This is a genomic window from Cohnella zeiphila, from assembly GCF_014212055.1.
Taxonomy (GTDB): Bacteria; Bacillota; Bacilli; order Paenibacillales; family Paenibacillaceae; genus Cohnella; species Cohnella zeiphila.
Genome location: NZ_JACJVO010000051.1, coordinates 58853 through 74846, shown reverse-complemented (window position 1 = coordinate 74846; position 15994 = coordinate 58853). Strand labels below are relative to the sequence as shown.

General features: G+C 61.2%; 7 protein-coding genes. 5 read left to right on the top strand and 2 right to left on the bottom strand.

The window, feature by feature from the left end:
- Window positions 1–45 precede the first annotated feature (45 nt).
- Window positions 46–1692, top strand: a complete 1647-nt coding sequence (locus H7C18_RS32260) for a hypothetical protein (protein WP_185133245.1) — start codon at window positions 46–48, stop codon at window positions 1690–1692.
- Between the two features lie 685 nt (window positions 1693–2377).
- On the opposite strand, the gene H7C18_RS32255 is transcribed toward H7C18_RS32260, so the two are convergent.
- Together H7C18_RS32255 and H7C18_RS32250 are read right to left on the bottom strand one after the other, a co-directional pair.
- A complete protein-coding gene (locus tag H7C18_RS32255) occupies window positions 2378–4504 on the bottom strand; it encodes an MORN repeat-containing protein (protein WP_185133244.1) in 2127 nt (708 codons plus the stop codon).
- On the bottom strand, window positions 4504–4890 hold the full coding sequence (locus H7C18_RS32250; RefSeq protein WP_185133243.1) for a DUF4280 domain-containing protein: 387 nt from the start codon (window positions 4888–4890) through the stop codon (window positions 4504–4506). The genes H7C18_RS32255 and H7C18_RS32250 overlap by 1 nt, the downstream gene beginning before the upstream one ends.
- A gap of 186 nt (window positions 4891–5076) precedes the next feature.
- Between H7C18_RS32250 and H7C18_RS32245 the strand changes: the two genes are divergently transcribed.
- The 4 genes from H7C18_RS32245 (at window position 5077) to H7C18_RS32230 (ending at window position 15980) form a co-directional block, all read left to right on the top strand.
- Complete coding sequence (locus H7C18_RS32245) at window positions 5077–7827, top strand: adenylate/guanylate cyclase domain-containing protein (protein ID WP_185133242.1); 2751 nt, start codon at window positions 5077–5079, stop codon at window positions 7825–7827.
- A gap of 57 nt (window positions 7828–7884) precedes the next feature.
- Window positions 7885–8382 (top strand): GNAT family N-acetyltransferase, encoded by a 498-nt coding sequence (locus tag H7C18_RS32240; RefSeq protein ID WP_185133241.1) that lies wholly within the window; start codon window positions 7885–7887, stop codon window positions 8380–8382.
- 32 nt (window positions 8383–8414) lie between these two features.
- Entirely contained in the window at window positions 8415–11522 is a 3108-nt protein-coding gene (locus tag H7C18_RS32235) for a HEAT repeat domain-containing protein (RefSeq protein ID WP_185133240.1), read from the top strand.
- A gap of 585 nt (window positions 11523–12107) precedes the next feature.
- Window positions 12108–15980 (top strand): heparinase II/III domain-containing protein, encoded by a 3873-nt coding sequence (locus tag H7C18_RS32230; RefSeq protein WP_185133239.1) that lies wholly within the window; start codon window positions 12108–12110, stop codon window positions 15978–15980.
- The last annotated feature ends 14 nt before the right edge of the window (window positions 15981–15994 follow it).

The window sequence follows — 15994 nt, the reverse complement described above, 5'->3', positions numbered from 1 at the left end:
GTGCCGTTTGGCACGATTATAAGCGCAGGCAAGGAGGGGCTTCAGGTGAAAAACGCGAGAATGTTCCCGTTCGAACGGAACCGGTATTTCTATGGGAAGCTGTTGACCGTCCGGGATTTCGAATCCGAGCAAAAGTATCTGAACGACAAGAGGCGGCTGCTTAACCGTCTGCTGTTCGGAAGCGGCGTCGTGGCGGGCATGCAGGTGGTCGCCGTCGACGACAAGACGATTACGGTCGAGATGGGGCTGGCGATCGATTACATCGGGCGGGAGATCGTCGTGCCCTCGCCGGTGACGCTCAAGCTGTCGATGATCGACGGCTTCACGAACAACGAGTACAAGAAGAACGTCTACCTCTACGTCGCCTACGACGAGAAAGGCCGGGAGCCGGTGCATTCCGTCGGCAATTCCTCCGTCCGCGGAGAAGAAGTGGGCGAGTACAACCGGCTTCTGGAATCCTATCGGCTGTTCGTCAAGGAGGAGGCTCCGGATCCGAGAACGTTCGAGAACGTACAGCTGCTGGAGGACGTCGTGATCCTGCACCAGGACGCGAACGTGCGGGTGTCGCAGCGGATGCCGAAATACGTGAATCCGGGGGACGTCGTCGACGTGACGCTGGTCGTCGAGAAGACGCTGCAGACGCCGCGCGTCAGCGTGTCGTTCGGTTATGAGGCGGACGGGTTCGATCCGGTCGGCTATGACGGCAACCGCGTTTCCTTCGTGGAGCCGGGAGAAGGGCAGGAGACGGAATATCGTCATACGTACAGCGTCAAAGTGCAGGACCGCCCCGGCACGCTCGGCAAGCTGAGGCTGCCGGCGGAAGCGATCGAACTGTTCATCGGAGACAACCGCATTCCGATCGACCATGCCGCCGTCCACTCCTCGGAGATCGTATCGAAGCCCGCGATGGAGCGGGTGCTCAAGGACTGGTACGAGCGTTCGCTGGACCAGGCGGCGGAAGGATCGGCGGACCGGGAGGTGTGCCTGGCGAAGATCGGGCTGCTGCAGGTGGGTCCGACCTATATCATCGAGCAGGTCGAGCGGGTGCCGTTCGGGGAGTACATCCCGAACGCGTCGCTGATGCAGCGGATGGCGCTGACAGGGCGCGGCGCGTCCTTGAACCGCTTCTATGCGGAAGCCCAGACGTACGACGTCGACTACGGCGCGAAGCCGGAGCTTGGCGTCACGTATCATCCGGAGCGCAACGCGTTCGAGTTCAAGCTCGGAATTCCGAAGCCTCAGGCGATTCAGGACGAGATCGCGACCGGCGTCGTCGAAGTTCCGCTGGACGCGACCGCCAAGACGCCCAGACGGTTTTTCTCGCGGGGGCTGCGCAATTTCGTCACCGACGAAATCTTTCACGGCCTCGGAGCGGGTCAGGTTACGCTCGTCGTCGGGCTGGAGGAGCATACCGACGGGCGCGCGTTCGTGTACTACGATTCGTCCGACGTCTTCAAAGGGACGGATTACGAGGCGGACGTTCCGAACGTGCGGTTCGGCACGATCGTTTATCCGGCGAGCGGCAGCTTCCGCATCGGCATGAAGCTGATCGAGGCGACCGAAGCCCAGAAGCTGAGCGTCCGCTGGTGGGCGTTCAAGAAGCTGCAGCCCGGCACGGCCGACGCGGCAGCGGGCGCTGTGATCGGCCACGCGATGGCCGAGGCCGCGGCGGCGAAGGAAGAAGATTCGTAGACGGCGTTGCCGGAAAAAACAACAGACCGGGGGCATCCGCTTCCGGTCTGTTGTTTTTGTTGGTGAGGGAGTGATTTGAGCTGCTGAAGGCAATACAGGCAGCGCTGAGGCATTAGCTCCCATGGCTTCGGCAGACGGTGCGGATGGCACGCCGCACGCAAGCCCCCGGGTCTGCTCCGGTCTCTCGCCGAAAACGAAATCCTGCGAATGAGTGAGCATTCGTGAGATTATCTCTAAAATACGAGGGACGAATCGGAGGAGGCTTATTTGCCCATTGAATCCGGCAAACGGCCTTATTCTGTCCCTTAAAGTCGATAGGATTCGTTACGTCCGGCCCCTTCTGGGCGTATCCGGATCAGCGCCGCTGAATGTTTAGGGCGCCGCTGCCAGCGCAGCAATATACTTCGAGCACATGGAGGTGCTGGCAGCGGCGGTTGCCGCGTTGTAAGTTCGCGGCATGCACTTGCAGTTGTTGGCAGCGGCGGTTGCTGTGCTGTAAGTTCGCAGCACGCACTTACAGGTGTTGGCAGCGGCGGTTGCCGCGCTGTAAGTTCGCAGCATGCAGTTACCAGTGCCTGTAGCGGCGGTTTCGACGCTATAAGTTCACTTCGTGCACTTGCGGCTGCATAAAAGCTAGGATGATCGGTGCAGAGAAGCCCGGCCTTGGGGAAGGCCGGGCTTTTTGTCAGGTGCCGTCCCAGGGGCGGATCGTCGCCCGGACGGGTTTGTCTTTATTGTATAGAACGATAGCCCAGCGGCCGTTCCATTTGTGCCACATCTCGTACCGGTCGGCATCGACCGGCTGCTTGACGCCGGCGTTTTTGTCCGCCTGGAGCTGAGCGACCAAGTCGGCAAGCACGGTCTTGTTCCAGATTCGGACTTCGGTTACGGAGTAGGACTCCGGATTGTCCGGGTCGGGCGTCAGCTCGAACGACAATTGATTGGCTCCGTATACGAGCTGCTGTTCGGTCGGAGTCGCGTCCGCCGCGATGGCCGAATCGCCGGAATCGGCGACATCCGCAGTGCCGTCACCCGCCGAGCCGTCCGGAGAAGAAGAGCTTCCGCTTCCGGAACCTGCCGGGCTCCCCGTTCCCGCGGCGGATGAATTCGTTCCTTCAGACGAGGAAGACGTAGAATCCGCTGAGAAAGTCGGTTGCGATTGGGTTGAAGCGTTCGACTGCGAAGCCGGCGAAGGTGCCGCCGGAGTCTCGGAACCAGCATCCTTGCTGGACGATTGAGTCGCCGCCGCCGCGCCTGCCGCCTCCGAGATGGCTTTGCCGGGCGGATTGGAAACGGCCGCGGCCGGGGTTTTCGTTCCGGCGTTCGGCGTTGACGTACCGCTTGCGGATGAGTCCGCCTCCGAGCTGGTTCCGCCGGAAGCGGGAGCCGTTCCGGTTCCTCCCGCTGCTTCAGTTCCGGCTCCGGCGCTTCCGGCATCGCCGCTGTCGGAAGTGCCGCCGTCGCCGCCCGCGCTGCCATCGCTCGCGCCGCTATCCGTGCTTCCGCCGCCGGAGCCGCTGCCTTCGCCGCCTGCATCATTGCCGCCCGCGCTTCCGGCATCGCTGCCGCCCGCGCTATCGCCGCCGCCATCGGAGCCGCCCATCGCCGCATTGCCTCCGCCGTCCGCCGGAGCGTCCGGATCGCCGAGCGTTTCCTGCAGCTTGGCCAGCGTCAGGCCGAGGAAGCCGCCCGCGTCGATCTTGCCCGCGCGGAAAAAGCCCTTGTAAACCGTCGCCCCGTCCGCGTCCAGCAGCGAACCGACGCCTTCGTACTGTCCGGCGCGGAACATGCCCTGGTACAGCGGCGCGCCGTCGTCGCCGAACGCTTGTCCTTCGCCTTCCTTCTGCCCGCCGGCGAATGCGCCCGTGTAGACGACGACGCCTTGCTCGTTCATGAGCGAGCCCGTTCCGTGGTATTGTCCGAGCTGGAACGTGCCCTTGTATTTCGCGACGCCGGAAGGATAGTATTCGGTGCCGTCGCCCGAGAGAGAGCCCGCCGCGAACGTCCCTTCGTACTGGACCGTTCCGTCCGGCCGGTAGAGCTTGCCCGCTCCTTCGTATCCGCCTGCGTTAAATGCGCCTTCGTACAAGAGCGTACCGGCGTCGTCGTAGAGCTTCCCGTCGCCTTGGTACTTCCCTTGGGCGAAGGCGCCGGCGTACTTGACGACGTCCGGGGCGGAGTACAGCGTGCCGTCCCCGTCGTACTGTCCGGCGGCGAACTTCCCCTGATAGAGGACGCTGCCGTCCTTGGCGAACAGAATGCCGTCGCCGTCGTACTGGTCGTTCGCGAAGCCGCCCCGGTAGAGCAGGACGCCGTCCGTGCCGTACGCATCGCCGGTTCCCGCGCGAATGCCTTTGTCGAAGCTTCCGTCATAGATCAGGGTGCCGTCGGGGGCGTACATTTTGCCCGCGCCCGAATAAAGTCCGTCCTTTAGGCCGCCGACATAAATGACGTTGCCGTCCGCATCTTTCACCTTGGCGGTACCGGTAAAACCTTTCGATTCGGCTGCCGCCGCGGCAACGACCGGGGTTCGCGCAAACCACTTGTCGACGAATTTAGGCGGATTGATCCAGCCGAAATAGACGATGACGAGAATGATCAGCGCGGTCAGCACGACAAGCTTCTTGGCGACGTAATAGCTTCCGATCCGCCAGTAGTTATCCAGCGAGCGAAGGCCGGTTCCAAGAATCGTCTTGCCCCAGGAGATCAGCCAGCGGGCGATCAGCTTGGGGAGCATCGCCGATTTGCGGATCGGCCTCATGATTTTTTTCTGAATCGGGCGGATAAAGGGTTTGAGAATTTGTTCGATCATCAGGGCATCTGCACCGTCACTTGTCCGGAATTTACGATCTCAATGACGCCGCCGAAGCTGCACATGCACTTGGACGAGTTGTTCAAGGCCGGCATGTTGGCGACCAAGACGGTGGGGGAGCCGGGCGCCCAAGGCATCGAAACGGCGGGAACGCAGGGCGCGGGCGTAAAAACGCCGGACTTGGCGGCGGTCGCCGCCGCAACGGCCGGGTTCGATAACGTTTGGCACATGCCGAACGGAAGAATGTTGACGAGAGGCTTGCTGTCCATGATATTGGCATACGGCATCTTCGTAAGCACGCCGTTCGCGGGAAGCACCGTAAGCACGCTCGGCGCAACGCCGAACGAGCATTTCAGCGTTGCGCCGCCGCAGACGAATTGACCCATGTCCGCTCTCACTCTTTTCGATAGAATTATCCTCAAATTATACTACACCATATGGCTGTAATTGTCATTTTAAATAGGAAAGGGAGTGTAATCTGTCGAAAAATATAGTAGGATGGAAGCATCAGGTTTTGCAGCGGACAATGGCATTTCACGAGCGAGATGAATGAGAAAGCGGGCGTTGGGGTCATGAGGAAAATATCCGTTGTGCTGCTGGTTGCGGCTCTGGTTATCATCGGTTTGACCGGATACGGATTGACGAAGAACGGAGGGCTGACCGCCGCGCCTTGGAAGACCGAGCAGCCCGTCTCCAACTTGTCCGCGGTCGCGCCGGATACGGACGGTTCGCTTGTCGCGATCGGCTCTTCCAAGCAGGAGATCCTGCGGATCGCGTCCGACGGCTCGCTGCGGCTCCGCATTCCGAACCGCGGGGACGGAAGCGGGAACCGCAGCGATTTTACCGAAGCGGCGGCCGCGCCGGACGGGCAGATCGCGGCCCTTCGCACGGTGCTCGACCCGTACGGCCTGTACGTAACGGACGAGCAGATCGTGCTTTACGACGGATCGGGGCGCCGGGAGAAGGTGCTCTACGAACGTCCCGGAGACGGCAAAAGCCTGCGGATCGGCCAGATCAAAGGGCTGCAGGTGCAAGGCGGGGAACTTTCTTTCTTCGAAGCGAACAGCGACCGGGTCACGCTTCGCCGCGTCCGGTTGGACGGGAGCCCGCCGGAGAAGGCGTTCTCGTTCCAACTGCCGCCGGACCGTTACTTATCGGAAGTAACCGGCACCCAGCCGGGCCAAATCTATTATACGACGAAGCGCGGCTCTATCTTCCGGGTCGGCGAAGACGGGACGAGCACCCTCCTTTATCCGTTGGACACGATGGAACGCACGCGCAAAAATTTTCCCGAGCTGCTGACCGTGGACGCGTCCGGCAAGCTGCTGTTCGTCGACCGGCTGCTGAACAGCGTCATGTCGATGGCGCCGGGCGACCCGTCGAGCCTGAAGACGGTCGTGGACGAGGCGATGCTGGAGCAGGACGCGCCCGGTCTCGACAGCTATGAGATCATGGACGCGAGAAAGGCCGCGGACGGCGGCCTCGCGGTCGCGTTGAACGACCGGCTGCTGCGGCTGAACGCGATGATGGGCGCGGCAGGGATCGTCTCGCAGACGACCTACGAGAGCTCGGCCATCCGGGGGCGCTGGCTGCTGTGGATCGGGCTGTCGGCCGGGGCGCTGCTGCTCGCCTTCGCCGCGCGGCACGCATACGTTCATCTGTTCCGCCGGCGCTTTCCCTTGTTCCTGAAGCAGCTCGCCGTCATCGTTCCGGTTATCGTCGTCTGCATGATACTGCTGTCAAACTTTATTTACGACAGCTTCTCCTCGCGAATGGAATCCCAAATGCAAAGCGAGCTGTCGCTGCTCGCCCGCAACGGCCAGCATCTGATCGACGGCGATGCGCTGGACCGGCTCCGGTCGCCCGAGGATTACGGCAACGCCGATTACCAGGCGATCAAGAGCCGGATGAACTTCCTGTTCGAAGGCGAGGACGCGAAAGACCGCAAAGGGCTTTACAGCACGCTTTATAAAGTAGAAGACGGGCAGCTCTACATTGTGATGGACGATGACGACGGCGTCAACATGTTCAAGCCGTTCGAGAAAAGCGAAGAGAACGAAGAAGTGCTGACCCAGGGAGTCGTGCGCAACGGCCAGTGGGAGGACGCGGACGGGAAGTGGCTGTACGCCATCGGCCCCGTCTACGACAGCGCGGGCAAGATCGTCGGCATATACGAGACCGGCCGCGACATGAGCGTGCTGGAGCGCGAGAATCAGAAGATCTACCGCAATATCATCGAAAATATCGTAATCATCACGTCCGTCCTGCTCGCGGTGATCGCGGCGCTCAACTTCCTGCTGCTGACATCCATCCGCAAACTGCGCCGAAGCGTCATGGATATGGCCGGCGGCAATTGGGACGCGGAGGTCAAGATCCGCAGCCGCGACGAGGTGGGCGATCTCGGCGAGCAGTTCAACCGGATGGCCCGCTACATCCGGCAGTACATAGCGGACATTACCTCGTTCAGCGAGGCGTCTTACCGTTTCGTGCCGCAGCAGTTTTTCCGCGCGCTCGGCAAGAAGGGCATTCTGGACGTTCGCCTGGGCGACCAGGTTCAGCAGAACATGACCGTTCTCGTGGCGAACCTGCGGGATTTCCGGCAGCTGTCGCGAACGCTTACGCCCAAGGAAAATTTCAACTTCATGAATTCGTTCCTGAAGCGCTTCGGTCCTATCGTCCGCAAGGAGGACGGCCTGATCAGCAAATATTCGGGGGCGGGCTTCATGTCGCTATTCCCCGGCCACCCGGAAGCGGCGATTCGCGCCGCGGTCGCCATCCGGCAGGAACTCACCGCGTACAACGAACATCGCCAAAGGTCCGGCTTCGCAACGGTGGATATCGGCATCGCGATGCACAAAGGACCGCTTATGATGGGCATTATCGGCGAGGAGATGCGCTGGGAGAGCAACGTCATCTCCGACGACGTGCAGCGAACCACGCTGCTCGAGCAGATAACCGACACGCTTGGGGCGTCCATTCTCGTGACGAAGGACTTCTTCGGCCAGCTTCGCGATCCGGAGCGGTACGGCCACCGTTCGCTCGGGCGTATCCGTCCCGACGGGATGGAGGAGGCGGTCGAGCTGATCGACGTATTCGAAGGAGATCCCGAACCGCTGCGCAAGGCGAAGGAACGAACGAAGGCGCTGTTCGAGCGGGGACTCGAGCTTTGTCAGGAAGGCCGGTTCTTCGATGCCCGCGAGACGTTCGTCGAGGTGCTCAAGATGAACAGGCAGGACAAAGCGGCCAAGCTGTATTTCTTCCTGTGCGACGAGTATTTCCAGAAAGGCACCTCGGCCGGCTGGAACGGCACGCTGGCGGTTTGACCGGGCGTCCGGGAAACCGGGAAACGGACAAGCAAGGAACGTCTGGAGGTGCGTCGGATGATTGCCGGTACTTATCGCATAAAGCGGCTTAGCACGGCGGAAGAGGCCGCCCGGATCGTCGATTTCTTCTTCTCGCCGGATTCGTTCGACGATACGAGGCATACTCCGGGAGAAGAGGAGCACTTCAAAACGCTGCCCTTCCGGGCGATGCGGGGAGAGTCGGTGTTCTGGTACGTCACCGACGAGGCGGGCGAGGTGATCGGAGTCAACAGCATCGCGGAGAACGAGCAGCGGACGGGCGGCTACAGCTGGGATTATATCGTCGTACACCGGTCGCATCGGGGCGGCGGCATCGCCGCGGCGCTGATCGAGAGCATGATGGCTTATTTGCGGCAAATTCGCGCCCGCTACGTCGTCACCTACACGTGCGATTTGCCTCCTTACGAAACGATACAGCGGCTGTTCGTCAAATACGGCTTCCGGTTGGCCGGGCGGCTGCCGGATTACTATTACGACGGTGAAGACCGGCTGATTTACGCCCGCAGCCTGAACTGACCGCCGGCTGCGGGAGAAAGCGAAGAGAGAGTATGGCTTGGATAACGATAGAAAAAAAGCTCGGCATCCGGGCGGAGGATCGGCGTAAGCTTTGGCTGATGACGCCGATTTTTCTCGTCTGCGGCATTGCCGAGATTCTCAATTATAACGGCTTCATGACGCTGTTCAACCAGCGTCTGGGCGCCTCCTACCTGCCTTATGTATACATGGCGGAAGCGGTCATTCTGCCGTTCGAGGCGTGGGCGATGAGCCGGCTCGCCGGCAAGCTGTCCAAGGCGTCGCTCATGCGGCTCATGTACGCGGCGCTCGTGGCGATCGTAGCGGCGAACGCGGCGGTGCTGCTTGCGTTTCGCGGGGCGGGCTGGGACTTTCGATTCTATTATGCCATCTTGTTCATCACGTCCAACTTCGTCGTTCGGCAGCAGACGATTCTGCTGTGGAGTCTGGCCGTCGACGTCTGTCCGACGCATCAGGCGAAGCGGCTGATGCCCGTGTTCGTGTCGGGCGCGACGCTCGGCGGCGTGATCGGCGGGCTGGCGACGCAGGCGGTCAGCCCTCTCGGCGCCGACATCGTTTACGCGATCGGGCCGCTGCTGCTTGCCGCGGTTGCGTTCAACTATCGCAAAGTGATCGCGAGGTTCCTCGTGCCGCTGACGCTGCAGTCGGTTCAGACGCAAGAGGAAGAGGGCTCGAACTCTTCATTCTCGTATTTCCGGGGAACGTTTCGTTCTCCCTTTCTGCTGGGCGTGCTGGGCATGATGTCGATCATGCCCGCGCTTTATTTTCTGATCGAATATGTATTCATGAATACGGCGCACGCCCGTTATCCGGACGAGGCGTCGTTCGCGCGAATGTTCGGCGTCGTGTCCACGCTGCTGTTCACGCTGGCGTTCTTGCTGCAGCTCGTCTCCGGCAAGCTGACGGCGAAGCTGGGCGCGAGCGGCATGCTGGTCGGTATTGCGGCCGTTTACGCGATATCGTTCGCGGCGGCATTCGCCTTGTTCGATACGCCGCTTGTCATGGTCGCGGTGTCCGGCGCGTACATGCTGACGAACGTGCTCGTCTATTATTCGGCGGAGCCTTCCTACCAATTGTTCTACAAGACGCTTCCGCTGCATATGCGGGACGGCTACCGGTTCGCGGCTCAAGGCTTGTCCTCGTTCCTCGGCATCGTGCTCGGCTCGGGAATGCAATTGCTGCACAGCGGGCTCGGGTGGAGCTTCCCTTCTCTGGCGGTTGTCGGCGCATGCGTCTCCGCGGCGATGCTGGCGCTGTCATGGGTTGTCCGCCAGCTGTACATCCGGTCCCTCGTCGGCAGCGTGCGTGCCATCGGAGCGGAAGAGCGGGAGCAAGCGGACTCGCTTCGCGAACTGGCGCGAAGCCCCCGGGCGATGGGCGCGGTGCTGGCGATGCTGCGCCTGCCGGACGAGGAGGCACGCGAAATCGCGCTAGATATTCTGGCGGCGGTCGACGATCCGCGCTACTTGCCGGACGTTCTCGAGCGCCTAGGGGACGGGAGCCCCAGGGTAAGGCTGGCGGCCCTTCGGGCGCTCAATCTGACGGGCGCGGAGCTGGATGCGATGATCAAGGTCGCGCAGGTTCTGGAGGACGAAGATCCGGACGTGCGGGCGGTGGCGGTGCGCAAGCTCGCGCAGATGAAGCATATGCCCGAGAAAGCCTTTTTCTTCCTGCGTCTGAAGCTGATGGATCCTCGCCCCGAGGTGGTGGCGGAAGCAGTCAAGGCGATGTATCTGCTCGAGAACGAAGTGAGCTATGCGGCCTGCTACGAGGTGATCGAGCGGATTCTCGGCGAAGGCGGGGAGCAGGCGGTGCCGATCTGCCGGGTGGCGGCCGAGTTGGAATTGGTCCGGTTCGCGCCCCAGGTGCTGGAGCTCCTGCACGACCCGCATCCGTCCGTGCGCGTGGCGGCGACGGCTTGCTTGGGCGCATTGCGCCGGCTCGAAGCGATTCCGCTGCTGCTGGAACGGCTGCCGACGGCGGACCAGGAGCTCTGCCGGGTAACGGTCCGGGCGCTTACGGAGATGGGGGAGGGCGCGACGAATCCGCTGCGCGGCTGCTTGCCGGAAGCGCAGCCCAAGACGTGGCAGGCCGCGGTGACCGTTCTTGCGGCGCTGCTGCCGGAGGAAGAGACGCGAGGCTGGTTGGCGGAGCAAGCGGCGAATCGGCTGGAAGCGGCGGAGGAGGAGGCGGTCTATCCGCAGGCGTTCGCGGCCGTCGGCCGGCCGGAGCTGGCCGAGCTGGCGGCGCTGCGCAGCCGGGAGCTGGCGGCGATCGCGGAAGAGGCGGCGTGGAGCGTGATGGGGAGGCTCGCGGACGAGCAGGTGGCCTCGTCCGTCCGGCAGGCGATCGCGGCCGAAGACGAGGACGTTCGCGGCAGCGGGCTGGAGGTGCTGGCGGAAGGTCTGGGCGAGCGCAAGCTGTCGCAGAAGCTGGCGGCGTTCCTCCAGCGGGAAGCGGACCCCGCCGGGGATGTCCCGCCGGAGCGGGCGCTCGAGCTGCTGGCGGACGCCGCCCGTTCCGCCGACGACTGGTGGCGGGAATTGGCGGCGGAAGCGGGGAAAGGGCGCAGCGGGTTCGCCGCAGGCGAGACGCACGAATGGCGAAGCGAGATTGCGGCAAGCTCGGCAAGCGGAAAGGAGCGGACGGACGTGGCGGACGAACCGAATGTGCTGGGGCGGTTGAGTAAGGTCGTCTATTTGAAAAAGGTGCCGTTTTTCGCGGATTTGTCGCTGGAAGAGCTGGGGCTGATCGCCGGCGCGGCGCGGGAGATGACGTTCCCGGACGGGGCGCGGCTCTTGAACCGGGGCGAGAAGAACGAGGCGATGTACGTGATCGTCTCCGGTAACGTCGAGCTGAGCAGCGTGTCGGCTGCCGGATGGGAAGCGACGCTCGGCGTGATCGGTCCCGGCGAAGTGTGCGGCGCCACGTCGGCGCTGGACGGTTCGCCTTCGACCGTGACGGCGCAGGCTTTCTTCGGCGAAGTGAAGGTGCTGACGCTTCGCCAGCAGGAAGTAACCCGGCTCGTCCGGTTGTATCCGGAGATCGGCCTCGGCTTGCTGCGAGCTTCTCTCGTCCGGGTACGGACGCTGGAAGAGATGATCATGCGGATCGACTCGTAATAATCCGGCTTTGCTTGCTAACGAAACGATACGATCTTATTTGGCGAAATAGAAAGAGGTTCGCGTTCTAACGAATCGCAGATAGCTTATTTGCCCATTTCATTCGGCTAATGGCTATTATCCGCCCCGATAAGGGTTCCTCGATTCGTTACATTTAACCCAACCTAGGTTTTGCAGAAATAGCGTCTCTGGAATTCGTTAGCGTTTCCGTTCGCTTCTAACTGGCCGTCAGCCGGATGCTGATCCCGGCAATGCGCTTTTTGTCACCGCGCACCTTTCAATACAACTTCATTGCGAATGCGATCCCCGGATGCTCCCAAGCGTCCGGGGATCGTTTTTTTTTTTTGCTTCTCCGAAAGTGTCGTCGTCCGTTTCTTAATCTCTTGACGAAACCAAGAGATTGGGATAGCATTTTAAATACAGGTATGATACATATATCAACAGTTATCGAGAGAAGAAGGAGGTGATGTCCTCACCCCGAACAAGCAAGCCGGCTTAGCTCCCCTTCACATCTACGAATCTCGCACGCAGGAGGAACGAGCGATTTCGATTCGAGGCCGTTAAGAATGGCGAGGAGGGAAATCAATGAGATTATGGAATTCCGGACGAATGCTTATCGTTGCTCTCATCTTGACGCTTGTCATCCCCGTCGGCACGAAGGCGAGGGCAGCCGACATTCCCCAGACCGGAGACGAGGAGGAGGTTGTCATGGCCGATACGACCGTCTATCCGTTCGTCGCAGGCGATGCTTCGTCCGACCCGGCAGCGACGCTGGAGGGCGACCCCGCGGCGGAACCGGCGGTCCGCGCCGCCGGGACCGGGCTAGCGATCGATTCCACGGCGGCTGCGCCCGCACGAACTTTCCGCTTCGAGGTGCCGTCTGCCGGACGCTACCGGATCGAACTCGGCGGCATGACCGCTGCCGACGGCGGAACGGCGGAGATCAGCATCGACGGGACGACGTATGGCGAATACAGCTTCTACAGCATCAACGGTCAATATCCGAAGCCGGATCTTTATGTGGAACAGCTCGACTTGAGCGCGGGCGAGCATACCGTCACGCTGTCCGTCAAGTCGCCGGGCAACGGCGTCGGGAACGGCACCGGAACGAAGATGTACCCGGTTCGCCTGCTTCTCACGGACCTGTCTGCGGTCGCGAGCAGCAAAACAAGAAGCACTTACTATACGCCGGCCAAGCAGGAGGCCGCGAGGCAGAACGTTCAGCAATTCGATTGGGCCGCATCGCAGCGCGACAGCGCGGTAAGCAGCGCGAACGCCTACTTGGCGATGGGATATGAGGGGCTATGGGATTTGGTCCCGACTCAGAATATTCCGCGAAGCTACAACACCAACCAACTGCTCGGCAACTTCAGTCCGGTCTCGGGCGATTTGAAGTCGTACGGCAACTATCCCTGGCAGGCCGATCCGCTGAACGATCCTTGGAAAATCGTCGATCCTGCCAGCGGCTACAAGTTTCCGACGAACGACTTCCAGGCTTATTACAAAAGCGGCTTGGATGCGCACGGCGATTTCCAACCCGACCTGGCCGACAAAAGCTTGCTCGTCAATACGCTTTATCCCGAGAAAGGGCCGACGTGGGGCGTGGACGACGGCTATGGCTGGGTGGACCCCGCAACCGGCAAACGCTATACGTTTGTCGCTTATTATGCGCATTGGTTCCTCTGGTACGGAGGCACGGCGGCGATCAACAATGCCGTGAGCGCTCTTCAGAACGCATATGTCTATACCGGAGACGCCCAATACGCCAGAGCGGGGGCCGTGCTGCTGAGCCGCATCGCCGATGTCTATCCGTCCCTGGACGTCGCCGCTTTCGACAAGGGCCTCTACGTGAACTCGCACGGGGGCACGGGCGACGGCAAAGCCGTCGGTTCCATCTGGGAGACGAGTCTGGTCAAGTCCTTTGTCACGGCATACGACGCCTTCTTCCCCGTATTCGACGACCCTGAAGTGATCACGTTCCTGCAGTCGAAGGGCGAACAGTTCGATCTTCCGTTAAAGAATAACGGAACGGAATTGCGCAGAGGCATCGAAGACGGCATTCTGCGGCAAGTGTATCCGGGCGTGAAATGGGATCAAATCCGCGGCAATAACGGGTTCCACCAGAGCGCTCTGGCGATGGCCGCCGTCGTTCTCGACACGATGCCCGAGACCCGAACGTGGCTCGATTATGTCTTCCGGCCGGGCGGCTTCGTCAATTCGATTCCGCGCCAGGTAACGGGAGGCAACGTGCTGTACAGCATGGTGAACGACGTCGACCGGGACGGCAACGGCAACGAGGCCGCGCCGGGCTACAACCGTTTGTGGCTGGGCACGTTTATGCAGGCGGCGGATATTTTGGCCGGCTATGACAAGTATCCGGCGGCGGACTTGTACCAGAACGTGAAGTTCCGCAAGATGTTCCAGGGCATCTACCCGCTGGTCATGCTGGGCAGCTATACGCCGTCGATCGGGGACAGCGGGACGACGGGCCAGCCCGGCGTGCTCGTCGACAAGGCGCAATCAATCAAAGCATTCGAACAATTCGGAACGCCGGTCTATGCGCAGCTTGCGTATATGCTGAACGGAAACAAAACCGACGGCATCCACTCCGATATTTTCACGCCGGATCCGGAGAAGGTGAGCCGAGATATCGAATCGGTCATTCAATCGGAGGGGCCGCTGGATCTCAAGAGCGTCAATCTAACCGGATACGGTTTCGCCGGATTGAGAGACGGGGAGCAGACGGACGATGGCGACAACAGGCGGTCCGCCTGGATGTATTACGGACGAAGCCAGGGCCACGGGCATCTGGATTCGCTGAATATCGGGCTGTACGGATTCGGATTGGATCTGGCGCCGGACCTCGGCTATCCGGAGCAAGCGAACGCCACGGACGTCAACCGGTTCGAATGGGTGCAGAACACGATCAGCCATAACACGGTCGTCGTCGACGATTCGAAGCAGCAGCCTCAGTACGGAGGGACCCCCGTCCATTACGACGACAGTCCGATGGTTCAGATGGTCGACGTGGAATCGCCAAAGGCATATCCGCAGACGGAATTGTACCGGCGGACCACGGCAATGGTCAAAGTAGACGAAGAGAATTCGTATGCGATCGATTTTTTCAGGGTCAAAGGGGGCAGCGACCATCGGTTCAGCTTCCATGCGGCAGAGGGACCGGTCACGACGGAAGGGCTGAATCTGACGCCGCAGGAGACGGGAAGCTATGCGGGCCCGGATGTCGAATACGGCGTTCGTCCGGCGGACGACAGCGTCTCCGGATCCGGTTATGCCGGGCCGGGCTACCACTGGCTGAAAAATGTCCGGCGCGATAACGATCCTTCCTCGCAGTTCAGCGTCGACTGGCATATTACGGACACGTGGAAAGTGCTGCAGAATCCGGAGGATATTCACGTGCGTATGACGATGGTGGGCGAGAACGACGACATCGCGCTGGCCGACGGGGTGCCGCCGCAGAACAAGCCGGGCAATCCGAAAAGCTTGACGTATCTATTGGCGCACCGGAGCGGGCAGGACTTGAGCAGCACGTTCGTGTCGGTGATCGAGCCTTATAAGGATCAGAGGTTCGTTCGCGGCATATCGGCCGTACCGGTGACGGCGGCGGATACGGGCGAAGAGGCGGGCGATGACGTGCGCGCCGTCAAGGTGGAACTGCAGGACGGCCGAGTCGATTACATCGTCAGCGCCTTGAATCCGGACGCCGCTTATACGGTCGACGGTAACGTCCGTTTCCAGGGCTCGTTCGGAATCTACTCGGAGAAGGAGGGGCTCCCCGTCTTCACCTATATGAATGACGGCGCCTACATCGGCAAAATCGGCCCGGCCTCGTTTGCCAGCTCTGGCGTCGCCCGCCTGTCCGGCACCGTGGCCGATTTTACGAAAGACTTGTCTCTGGACAATACGTTGACCGTACAAATGGATCTGCAAGGCGAAGATCCGAACCGGTTGATCGGGAAGACCGTTTACGTTCGGAACGACGGCGTTCGGAACGCCGCTTATCTCATTCGCGGAGTGACGCAGACAGGAGAAGGAATCTACGAGCTCGACCTCGGCGATGCGACCCTGATTCGGGCTTATGCCGACAATGCGGATATAACGAAAGGGTTCGTGTACGACGTTGCCGCCGGCGATGCGTTCGCGATTCCGCTGTCCCGCACCCGGTATTGGCTTAGCGACGTGAAGATCGCGGTTCCGAAAACGGAATTGAAGAAAAACGAATCCGTCCCGGTTGAGGTTCAAGGCTACTATGCGGACGGCACCCGGGCGGATTTGTCGGGAGTCCAGATCAAATACGATATCGATCACGAGAACATCGCCAACGTGGACGAACAAAATCGGCTGAAGGCGCACAACCCCGGAACGGCGGTCATAGCGACGACCGTCGAGCTGGACGGAGTTCGCCGGCAAGGGTCCGTTCGGGTGACGGTAAGCGAATAAACCTGATCGGACGG